The following is a 10,972-nucleotide window of genomic DNA, read 5'->3' as shown; positions in this document are numbered from 1 at the left end:
TATCGTCTGCCAAGATACGTAGGAATGCGACGAGCCAAAGAGCTCATGTTAACCGGAAAGCTCTTGAGTGGAAAAAAGTGCGAAGAGTGGGGATTGGTTAATGTGTCAGCTCCATTTGAAGAATTGGATAAAGTAGTAGATGAGTTTTTAGAGCCATTGGTAGACAAGAGTCCGTTTGTTATGTGGATCACCAAAATGGCGGCAAACCGAGGATTAGATGCAGATACCGATACACTTATGGTACTAGAACATTTGGCGTGTAATGTAGTTCACCAAAGTGGAGATGCCAGGGAAGGAGTACAAGCCTTTCTCAACAAACGGGAACCTGCCTGGACAGGGCTGTAGAAGGGGGGCATAACCTATGATTAAGTTTGTTGTTTTAGCCAGTCGTCCGAGTGAATGGTCTAAACATCAGTTCTTGGAATGGTGGCGTGGTCCACACGCGGAAGCAGCAAAGAAACTCCCTGGGTTGATTGGTTACACTCATGGTAAAGCAGAATTAGATTTTGATCGTTATGGACTTGAACCCGAATGGGATGGCCTAGCTGAATTATACTTTGAGGACAGAGACGCGTTGGATCTTATGCTAGAATCGTCAGAATGGAAAGCTGCGGTAAAAGATACTGCAAATATGGGTGGTAAGAGAATTGCACTTGTCATGGATGAGGCTGATTTATTGTCAGCCCCTCCAGGTAAACCGACAGTTACCCCTCCTAGCTCAAGATTACAAAGTTATCCATCAGTATTGAATACATTTAACTTACAAAATAAGACAGCACTGATCGTGGGCGGGCACGGTGATATGGCTAGTATCATGGCTCATACATTGGCCGATTTGGGTTGTAATGTTGTACTGGCTGCTCGTAAAGAAAATTTGTGTGAAGAATTAGCAGGCGAAATATCAGAAAAGCACGAGGTTGAATCTCTTGGATTACATTGTGACGTGACCAATAAAGAAAAAGTGAGAAAAACTGTAAAAGAAACGGTTGATCGATTTGGTTCACTCGATATTTTGGTAAATAGTGCAGGCACGTTTTGGGCAGGTCCTCCTGAAGATATCTCTGTCGATGGATGGTCAAAAGTTGTAGATGTCAATTTGACAGGAACCTTTTTATGTTGTCAAGAAGCAGCAAAATATATGATTGAGTTTGGAGGAGGAACAATTATTAATATCACTTCCTCAGGAGGTCTTATGTCATTTCCTCCTGAAGGCGGAGAGGTTGTTCCATATACTACAACAAAAGCGGCTGTTATTAAATTAACAAAAGACTTAGCTGTAAGTTGGGCACAGCACGGTATTAGAGTGAATGCATTAGCTCCAGGATCGATTGACTCCGGTTTTACTGATTCGATAGATAAACAAGGACAGGCATGGTTACGTGAACGAATTCCTATGAGACGATTTGGCCGTCCAGAAGAATTATCTGGTGCTTTAGCTTTCCTTGCTTCGGATTCCTCAAGCTTTGTAACAGGACACACTTTAGTAGTTGATGGAGGTCAGACAACTTGAAAGGAGGGATCTAATATTGAGTAAAACAATAAATGGTGTCAGTTATGGCACAGATCAGCTTTGGGTCCAATTTTCTGAATGGTTAGAAAAAGATGCGGAAGCAGTAGCTGTTTTTGATGGTGAAAGGCCTGTGTCACGTATAGAAATCTCGCGTAGATCAATAGCATTAGCAGATCAATTAGAAATGCAAGGAATAGGGACCGGTCATCGTATATTATTTGATTCTTATTCAACAGTCGATACTGTAGTAATCGGTTTGGCTCTTACTAAATTAGGTGCTGTACTTTGTCCAATTAATCCTAAGATAGGAAGTCGTGATCGTCAAATTATTATCGAAAAGCTTGGTCCTGCTGCTATATTCTCACGGTACAATGAGCAAGGAACGACTGAGTTAGTTGGGATGGAGGAACCAATGTTTGCTTCTTGGAATTCCACCCCATTAATTGAGTCATCTTCTGAAGAAGAGCCAACAGCTTTAATAGGCTTCACTTCAGGAACTACAGGTGTACCAAAAGCGGTACCGCACACTGTAACTTCCTTAAATTACGCAGCCCGAGCATGCTCAAATATTGTAGGCTTAGAGCCTGGTGATAGCATTATTGGGATATCACCGCTTACTTCTGCAGCTGGTTGGACTTTTCCTATACACATGGGCTTAACGTTGGGATATCCAATTGTTTTAATGAGGAAATGGGATCCAAAACGAGCACTAGAACTTATGCATTCACACCGTTGTGCATGGGGCATGTGTGTACCTACTCATCTTTTATTAATGTTAGAAGTTGTGCAAACAGGAAAGTGGGATCGCCATATCCATTCTGTGAAAGCCCTTTCAGTTGGAGGTAGTCCAAATTCGGAAGAAATGGTAAAAAATGCCGAAAAATTATTAGGAGTTCAAGTTTTACGTATGTACGGGATGTCTGAATGTTTAGGTCATGCATCTATGAGATTGACAGACCCTCCTGAACGTAGACGTATATACGATGGGGTTCCGTTTCCTGGTACCCACGTCGAAGCTTATGATGATAAGGATCAAATTTTGCCAAGAGGTCAAATAGGCCAAGCGGGTGTAAAAGGTCCCTCTCTATTTAAAGGATACCTTCAAGGCCTAGGAGGAGATCAAAATAAATTCACAAAAGATAATGCTTTTCTTACTGGTGATTTAATCACTAGAGATGAAGAAGGGTTTGTCAAAGTGGTTGGACGTATTAAGGATCAAATAATAAGAGGTGGGGCCAAAATTGATGCTGCAGAAGTTGAAGTGGCTGTAAACAGTCATCCAGATGTGGTAGAAGCTGTAGTAATAGGGAGAGAAGATGAATTGCTTGGGGAAAGAATTTGTGCTGTTGTTTCTCTCCGCTCAGATAATACCCTTTCTCTAGAAGAATTGTGTAAATACTTAAAAGAAAAAGGACTTGCAAAAACCAAACTACCAGAATTTTTGGAAATTATATCCACTTTACCCAAAACGGATTTTGGGAAAGTCGATAAAAAAACAGTGAAAGAGATGGTAGCAGAAAGAAACCATTAATTATTTCATTACTGACTATTTTATACCGTTATTTCATGAAGAGGTTGTTAATTAAATTAAATTTAGAAAGGCGGAAAAGAAGTGTCCATCAATAAAGATATGATGGCAATACGTTTTCACGAGTACGGCAGTAAAGAGGTTTTACGTATAGATTATATACCGATTCCTCAACCAGGAATTAATGAGGTCCTGTTAAAAGTGAGAGCTTGCGGAGTGAATCGGGCTGACTTACTTAGTCGTAATGGTCAAATTAGGGGGAAAGGTGAGCTGCCGCATATACCCGGTACTGAGGTGGCAGCGGAAGTCGCAAGTGTTGGGCACAACGTAACAGAATATAAACCAGGGGATAAAGTAATGGTAACCCCATTGCTGTACTGTGGAAAGTGCGAGGCTTGTCGTCTTGGAGAGGACAACCTATGCTCAAACGGGAATGTATTTGGTTTTGACACGAATGGAGGCTACGCGGAATATGTGACGGCACCAGCGGATTACTTAATTAAATTACCAACGAATGTCTCTTATGAGAGTGCAGCAGCGATGGCAGCAACTGCCTCTACGTCCTGGCACATGCTTGTAGAAAGAGCAAGCATAAAAGCGGGTGAAATGGTATTGATCGTAGCAGCTGGAAGTGGTATTGGTGTGTATGCATTACAGATCGCACGTTATATGGGTGCACGAGTAATTGCTACTGCTGGTAGTCAGGAAAAGCAAAAAAAAGCGAAGGAACTTGGAGCAGAAGTTGTTATTGATCATAGTGAGCAAGGTTGGTATAAACAAGTTCGTGAGATTACTGGAGGAAGGGGGGTGGATATTGTATTTGAGCATGTAGGAAAAGCTACATGGAATGATAGTATCCGTTCACTATCTAGGATGGGGCGGCTAGTAACATGTGGAGCTTTTACTGGATCGAAAGTAGAAATAGATCTTTGGCCCTTGTTTTCCAAACAATTAAAATTAATTGGTTCTTTTTCGGCAAATCGTACTGACTATGAAAAGATATTGGAATTAGCAGGTCAAAAGGTGATAAAGCCTATCTTGCATACCAAACTACCAATTGAAATGGCAAGGGAAGCACATCGAATGTTAGAAGAACGTGAGGTGTTTGGGACAATTGTATTAATCCCTAATCAAAATAGGAGGTAGCTAACTATGAATGCTCAATTGAATTTTAAGGTTGTTGGTCCAGCTGAAGCACCGCCACTTCTTCTTTTGCACGAATTAGGAGGTAGTATTTCGTCCTGGCAATGGATGGAACCTATTTTAGGTGATAGATTTAGGCATATCATTGTTGATCTTCCTGGAGCCGGAGACAGTCCGATTTTGAATGAAGAGATGAGTTTAGAAGAAGTGGCAGACAGTTTAGTGCAATTGTTGGATTATCTTGAGGTGCAACGTGTCAACGTAGCTGGAAGTGCGTATGGAGCGGTTACGGCTGCTTATCTGTCATCTCTTCATTCAGATCGCGTCTCTTCGGTGATGCTAATTGCTATTGGCTCGTCTATTACGGAAAAAGTTTCTGAATATGTGCACAACCGGGCTAATCAAGTAGAAAATGAGGGAATGGAAGCAGTGGTTCATTTTAGTCTAGAGAGTTCTTTTCCATTAGAATTTCATACAAATCATCCTGATATCGTAGAAAGCTATCGCAATATTTTCATAAGCAATGATCCTGATAATTATGCCGTTTGTTCAAGGTCAATTGCTAATGCAGGGACAACATTAACTCGACGTATCCAAAGTATTCCCTCTCGTACTGCAGTGGTAGGAGGTAAGCAGGATCCATCGTTCACTCCACAGGTCATTCAAGAAGTGGCAGATCTTCTTACCCCGCCAGTGAAGCCAGTTATCATTGAAAAAGCAGGGCATTTCCCTCATATTCAAGCTCCAAAAAAATTAGGAGATCTCATGATTCGTCACTTTCTTTCTTAAACTTCAAAGTAACCAAACTTTTGAGGAGGGAGAATTATATGTTTGATAAAGGACAGGCAATGTTGTTATGGGCACTGGAATGCCAGGCAGATATGGCACCTGAGTGGAATGAATGGTATAACCTTGAACATCTTCCAGCTCTATTACGTGTACCGGGTTTTTTATCTGGAAATCGATATGAAAAATGCAAAGAATTTTCTTTATCTTCAATGTATTCAAATTTTACTATCCCCCAATATTTAAGCTTTTATGAACTTTATGATGAAAATGTATTGCAATCAGAAGCATATCACATGAATAGAAATTCCCAAGCACCTGACATGCGACCTGAGTGGACGAAGCGCATGCTGACTTACATAACAAAAATAATGGGTGGGACCTACACCCCTCGATCAGAGATTTGGTTAAAAAACCCGGAACAATCGGTTGAAAATCTTCTTGCTATATACTTAGAACCATCTGACAACGGACTAGGTGATCTTGATCAATGGTATGCCGACCGTTTATTACCTTGCATTCAAAAAAGTGGGATTTTAACAGCATCGAGATTATTAGGAACGCAATCTTCTGTACCTAAAGTGAAAGGTGGAGTTCAACAATACGCTGGTCCACGCCGAATTGTGTTAACTGCTATGAGGGAAGAAGTGAGGGATGAATCTCTATCATTTCTACAAGAGGCATGGGAAGAAGGGAGAGATTACATCGGAAACGCTGCAGCTGTGTCATATTATCGTATGCCATTATCAAGGAGGAAAATATGAAAATAGATTTTTCAGGAAAGGTTGCATTAGTCACGGGAGGAGGAAGAGGGATCGGCCGTGCAATATGTCAGGAGTTTGCTATGACGGGGGCTAGAGTCGTATGTGTTGATATCAACCAAGAACTTGGTGAGGAAACCATTTCATTAGTCAAAAAGCAAGGGGCAGAAGGAAAGTTTATAAGAGCAGATGTAACAGATGCCACAGACGTAGAGAGTTATGTTAACCAAACTGTTGCCCGATTTGGGCGAATTGATGCATTTTCAAACAATGCTGGTTGGCAAGGGGCTGTTGAATCTATCATTGAATATCCAGAGGATGTCTTTGACAAAGTTATGTCTATTAACGTAAAAGGTGTTTTCTTAGGGTTGAAGTACGTCTTACCGCAAATGATTCAACAGCAAAGCGGTGCTGTTGTCAACACAGCCTCAAGGGCTGGTTTGGTTGGAGCACCTGAATACTCCGGTTATATTGCAAGTAAACATGCGGTCATTGGTCTTACTAAAACGGCTGCTCTTGAAGTAGCACGACAAGGTGTGCGAGTTAACGCTGTTTGTCCAGGTTCTGTGGACACTGAACTGTTGAGGAATCTCAAACATTCCTCTGCTGAGAATGTAGAAACATTTTTGAGTGAACGTGCCAATTTAGTCCCAGATGGAAGGTTAGGCAAAGCAAGTGAGGTTGCCCGTCAAGTAATTTATCTAGCATCCGATTTTTCATCCCATGTAACAGGTCAGTCGTTAGCCATAGATGGCGGAGCATTGGCTATGTAAAAAAATGATTAGAAGTAAAAAGGAGGTTGAAAAATTGGTTTATGTAAAAGAAAAAGTTCCTGTTAAAGAAGGTTTGTTTAAATGGCAGGATGAAGAAGCCAAACTAATTGTTGCCAAATGTACAAAATGTGGGGAAATGGTTTTTCCTCAACAATCTTTTTGTCCGGAATGTTGTTTGGAAACGATGGAACCAGTGACTATAAACTCTATTGGTAAGTTAAAGTGTTTTACAAGAATAACTGCACCTCCACCAGGTTATAAGGGATCAGTTCCGTATACGGCCGGTATTGTTGAATTTCCAGAAGGGATAAGAATATTAGGCATAACAACCGAAAAAGAAGTTGTGAATTTAGAACCAGGTATGGAAATGGAAGTAATTGTAGATACCGCTTTTATTGAAGATGAAAAAGAATACGTAATGTTTAAATATAAGCCGGTCTCACAAGGGGAGGATTAAAATGGAAGAGGTGGTAATAGCCGGAGTTGGAATGCATGAATTTGGAAGATTTGATGATAAGGACTACCGGGACTTAGGCTTTGTAGCAGCAAAACGTGCTTTAGAAGATGCTAATATGAGTCTTAACGAAGTACAGGCCGCATTTAGTGCGAACGTATATGAAATTTCAGCTGCTGGTCATAACGTATTAGAAAAACTAGGAGTACCAGGCATACCTATTATTAATGTGGAAAATGCTTGTGCAAGTGGGGCATCGGCGGTACGCCTTGCTTATCAAGCTATCAAAAATAAAGAGTATGACGTTGCTTTAGTTGTCGGATTTGAAAAAAGTCCTAGAGGTTTTTTACCAGGTGCCGGATATGATCGATGGCAAGAATGGACGGGATTAGGAGCTAACCCGCTTTATTTTGCTTCAAGTATTCATGAGCACATGGTTGAGTATGGTACCACGCGGGAACAACTCGCTTATATTGCATCTAAAAGTCATAAGAATGCCGTTCATAATCCATACGCTATGTTTAGAAAAGAGTTATCAATCGACGAGGTATTGAACGCAAGAATGGTTTCAGATCCATTAACTCTTTATATGTTATGTGCTCCAAATGATGGAGCCGCAGCAGTAGTTATTTGCAATAAAAAAGTGGCTAAGAGTTTCACAGAAAAGCCAATTTCCATTGCTGCTTCTGTGTTGGAAACGAGACGTCGGGGAGATATGTTTGTCCCAGCGGTATCAGCGCCTGCAAATCCGCCTTATCCTACTGTAGCAGAACGAGCTGCACAATCTGCTTACGAAATGGCAAGTTTAGGACCTGAAGATATTGACGTGGCTGAAATACAGGATGTTGACGCTGGCTCTGAAATTATATATTCAGAAAGACTAGGCTTCTGTCCGATTGGAGAAGGTGGTGCAAGAGCTGAAGCTGGAGAAACATCTATTGGTGGAAGAATACCACTAAACGTAAATGGGGGGATCTTATCAAGAGGGGAACCTGTTGGAGCATCTTCATTGGGCCAAATTGCTGAAATTACATGGCAGCTAAGAGGAGAAGCGGGGGTCAATCAAGTAGAGGGAGCAAAAGTCGCGTTAAGCCACAGCGAAGGAGCTGGCGGGAATTCGTGTGTAACCATTCTTACAAGATAAGGATAAAATAACACTTTAATAAAAAGTAGACTGACAGATCCTGAAAATGGAGGTGGGGAATTATTTCATATAAAGAAGAAAAAGAAATTTACCGGACAGCATTGGTGACTGGGGCCGCTCGAGGGATTGGTAAAGAAATTGCTTTAACTTTAGCCAAAAAAGGGTTAGGAGTAGGGTTATGTGATATCTCTCCAGAAGTAAAGAACATTTGTAAAGAGATTGAAGCAATGGGAGTCCCTGCAGCAGCAGAAGTAATGGATGTGTCTAATGAAACAGAGGTCTTTCAATCTTACTACAACATCAGAGAAAAATTAGGATCTGTCGATGTTTTAATTAATAACGCAGGAATTGGTAAATTAAAATCATTTATTGAATACAGCACAGAGGAATGGATGAACACTTTTTCAGTTAATGTTCATGGAGCATTTCTTTTCAGCAGAAGTGCTCTTCCAAGTATGATAGAGCAACGTAATGGTTTGGTTGTTAATGTAGCGTCCATTTGGGGATTGAGAGGGGCTCGGGGTCGATCTGCATATGCTTCTACAAAGCATGCGATGGTAGGAATGAGCCGTTGTTTGGCTGATGAATGTCGGCCGTACCAAGTTCGGGTTGTAGCTTTGTGTCCTGGTAATGTTTTAACGGATTTATCGTCCAGTACGTCAGGTGAGAAATCAGATTGGATGCATCCTAGCGACGTAGCTAATATTGTAGGCTTCCTGTGCGATTCAAGGAGTCAAGGTATCGTAGGGACAACTATTGAAGTCGATGGCTGGGGTAAACCACCAGAGTTCAAATAATGGTTTAATTAAATGAACTGAATGATTGGAGTTAAATATCTTTATGTCAAAATATTCGAATTTATTTTCTCCTTTTATCTTAGGAACAAAAACGTTGAAGAATCGTATAGTGGGACTTCCGCATGGTAGTGCAAAGGTTCACAATGGAATACCTACTAATGAAGATATAGACTATTGGGAATCGCGTGCGCGTGGGGGGGCAGGTCTTTTAATAATAGGGGGAACGATTATACACCCAAGTTCGGGACTTCGTCGTAGAATGTTAATGGAGGCTTTTTCGGAAAATGCCTTACCAAAATTAAAAAAACGGACAGATGCAATACATGCCCATGGTACAAAAGTGTTTGGACAACTTGTTCATTTGGGGAGAGAAATGATAGGCGGAGAATCCGATTACCCTTTAAGAGCACCTTCCTCTATTCAATCTCCTCGTGCTTTATACAGACCATATGAGTTAGAAGAAAATGATATTAAGGATATCATCAATGATTTTGCCGTATCAGCTCGAAACTTAAAAAATTCTGGACATGATGGGGTGGAAATCCATGCAGCGCACGGATATTTAGTGGCTCAGTTTCTCTCTCCAGCAACTAATAAACGTACAGATAAATATGGTGGTTCACTAAAAGGTCGTATGAGGTTTTTAATGGAAGTGTTAAATGCTGTTCGCCAAGTTATTGGAGATGACCTCGTACTTGGTATTAGACTAAGTGCTGACGAGGAAGTTGAGGGGGGCTTGAAATTATCTGATACACTTGACATTGTCAAAAGATTATCAGAAAGTCAAGCGATCGATTACTTCAACATTACTTTAGGAATAAGGGGTGCATATGTAAAAGATATGTCCACAAGCCAAGGGACAGCGGTGGAAGAAGCACGAGAGATACGGAAGTCTACGAATCTACCAGTGCTGGTTAGTCAACGCATCAAAGATCCTGACATGGCTGAAAAGATTGTGGCTGAAGGTTCTGCTGACTTAGTAGGTATGGCTAGGGCCCTTATAGCAGATTCAGACTGGCCAATCAAAGTGAAAGAGGAACGTATAGAAGATATTACCCCATGCATTGGATGTAATCAAGATTGTCGTTCATTTGATCCACATCTCTTATGTGCTGTTAATCCAGTAACTGGACGAGAGGGTGAATGGGGTACCAAGATTCCTACTAGTGATCTATCGAAGAATGTGGCGGTCGTAGGTGGTGGGCCGGCAGGATTGGAAGCAGCCAGGGTAGCCGCAATAAGAGGTCATTCTGTCCATGTATTTGAACAAAACTCGTATTTTGGAGGGCAGGTGAAGATTGCAGCAAATGATCCTAATCGAAGGGAAATCATGCAAGTCATACATTATTTAGAGTCCCAAGTTCGTAAACTAGGAGTTACTATTCATTTAGGCCAGCGAGCTGAAGAAACTATTCTTAAAAATTATGACACTATTATACTGGCAACCGGTGCTGTTCCAATAACACAAAAAATAAAAGGATACCCTGAAGAAAAAACTCTATCAATTTTCGATGCTCTTCAATCAGACAAGCATTTACTAAAAAAAGGAGACTCAGTAGTCGTCATTGATGATGGCAGAGGGTTTTGGCCCGCCTTTAGTGCAGCTGAAGTTCTATCTTCACGGGGGGCTATGGTAACATATGTAACCTCTTCCAACACTATTGGAGGCAGTATACCACAAGAAAGTCTTCACCCCCTTCTCCGACGGTTAGGTTTAGCGGGAGTTCGTTTTATGAACTTACAAAAAATCATTGATGGAGATTCCAAAAATGTTCGAGTTTATCATGTCTTTAATGGAGAAGAGAAGACTTTAAAAGCTGATTTGCTGGTTATTGACGCAGGTAAACAGCAAGAAGATACATTATCAAAAAAACTTAAGAGGTCAGGTGATTATCAGGTTGAATCTATAGGAGATGTCTTGTCTCCACGCCGGATAAGTAATGCAATGGTCGAAGCGCATCGATTGGCACGTACGCTTTGAAAAAGAAAAATACGAAATAACATGATTGACCAACAAGCTTTATATTAATTTTTAAAAATATTTTTAATATTGAGTTAAAAGAAAGAAAAGGGGTG

At 40.9% G+C, this 10,972-nt stretch carries 11 protein-coding genes; all 11 read left to right on the top strand.

Annotated features, from left to right (window positions below; translation table 11 throughout):
* Nucleotides 1–345 (top strand): enoyl-CoA hydratase/isomerase family protein (locus tag FZF09_RS06140; RefSeq protein WP_233269414.1); only part of this gene is annotated, 345 nt, incomplete at its 5' end.
* A 16-nt stretch (nt 346–361) separates the two neighbouring features.
* Complete coding sequence (locus tag FZF09_RS06135; RefSeq protein WP_158735684.1) at nt 362–1,510, top strand: SDR family oxidoreductase; 1,149 nt, start codon at nt 362–364, stop codon at nt 1,508–1,510.
* Nucleotides 1,511–1,526: 16 nt separating this feature from the next.
* The gene (locus FZF09_RS06130; RefSeq protein WP_158735683.1) at nt 1,527–3,041 is read left to right on the top strand and encodes a class I adenylate-forming enzyme family protein; all 1,515 of its coding nucleotides are present in this window, start codon (nt 1,527–1,529) and stop codon (nt 3,039–3,041) included.
* 81 nt (nt 3,042–3,122) lie between these two features.
* Entirely contained in the window at nt 3,123–4,184 is a 1,062-nt protein-coding gene (locus FZF09_RS06125) for a zinc-binding dehydrogenase (RefSeq protein ID WP_199256753.1), read from the top strand.
* Nucleotides 4,185–4,190: 6 nt separating this feature from the next.
* A complete protein-coding gene (locus tag FZF09_RS06120; protein ID WP_158735682.1) occupies nt 4,191–4,970 on the top strand; it encodes an alpha/beta fold hydrolase in 780 nt (259 codons plus the stop codon).
* Between the two features lie 38 nt (nt 4,971–5,008).
* Nucleotides 5,009–5,731, top strand: coding sequence for a DUF4286 family protein (locus FZF09_RS06115; protein ID WP_158735681.1), 723 nt, complete (start codon nt 5,009–5,011; stop codon nt 5,729–5,731).
* Nucleotides 5,728–6,501 (top strand): glucose 1-dehydrogenase, encoded by a 774-nt coding sequence (locus FZF09_RS06110; RefSeq protein ID WP_158735680.1) that lies wholly within the window; start codon nt 5,728–5,730, stop codon nt 6,499–6,501. The genes FZF09_RS06115 and FZF09_RS06110 overlap by 4 nt, the downstream gene beginning before the upstream one ends.
* A gap of 34 nt (nt 6,502–6,535) precedes the next feature.
* Entirely contained in the window at nt 6,536–6,958 is a 423-nt protein-coding gene (locus FZF09_RS06105) for a Zn-ribbon domain-containing OB-fold protein (protein ID WP_158735679.1), read from the top strand.
* A 1-nt stretch (nt 6,959) separates the two neighbouring features.
* Nucleotides 6,960–8,099 carry a thiolase family protein gene (locus FZF09_RS06100; RefSeq protein WP_158735678.1) on the top strand — a complete coding sequence of 380 codons (1,140 nt, stop codon included), beginning with the start codon at nt 6,960–6,962 and terminating at the stop codon, nt 8,097–8,099.
* 104 nt (nt 8,100–8,203) lie between these two features.
* Nucleotides 8,204–8,896: an SDR family NAD(P)-dependent oxidoreductase gene (locus tag FZF09_RS06095; RefSeq protein WP_158735677.1), complete on the top strand. Its 693-nt coding sequence runs from the start codon at nt 8,204–8,206 to the stop codon at nt 8,894–8,896.
* Between the two features lie 43 nt (nt 8,897–8,939).
* The gene (locus tag FZF09_RS06090; protein WP_255450384.1) at nt 8,940–10,877 is read left to right on the top strand and encodes an oxidoreductase; all 1,938 of its coding nucleotides are present in this window, start codon (nt 8,940–8,942) and stop codon (nt 10,875–10,877) included.
* Nucleotides 10,878–10,972 lie beyond the last annotated feature (95 nt).

The sequence above is a fragment of the Alteribacillus sp. YIM 98480 genome, from assembly GCF_009765375.1.
Taxonomy (GTDB): domain Bacteria; phylum Bacillota; class Bacilli; order Bacillales; family Marinococcaceae; genus Alteribacillus.
Note: the sequence above shows the minus strand (reverse complement) of the source record. Positions and strands in the feature narration are given on the sequence as shown.